General features: G+C 65.6%; 1 protein-coding gene. It reads right to left on the reverse strand.

The genetic code is table 11. The features are described from left to right. Positions 1-96: 96 nt before the first annotated feature. Positions 97-246: a hypothetical protein gene (locus ACLBXO_RS31910; protein WP_447687938.1), complete on the reverse strand. Its 150-nt coding sequence runs from the start codon at positions 244-246 to the stop codon at positions 97-99. Positions 247-323: the final 77 nt, after the last annotated feature.

A 323-nucleotide genomic window follows, 5' to 3' on the forward strand; every position in this document is an offset into this window, starting at 1 on the left:
GAGAACGCGAAGCCGGCGCCCATAGGCTCGACCGAGTGACCGGCAGCGATCAGCGCCTCTGCGGCCTTCGTGGTCGGATCGGTCTCGCTCATCCCCTCAGCGACTGAGGCGACGCCGGCTCGGCCACCAGAAGCGCGGGTTAACGAGGACAACCAGCGCCAGGATGTACAGGCCAAGCCCGGCCAATGCTCCGAGCCTGAAGGCCTCGAAGCCGAGCGCCAGTCCGGCCACCAGGATCGCGATCATCCATCCGAGAGCAGTTGGGTTCATCCTCGCTCATCCCTTCACCGGATGCGCCAGCAAGATCGCGGTCCGAACCATGT

This window comes from Methylobacterium sp. C33D (assembly GCF_053345825.1).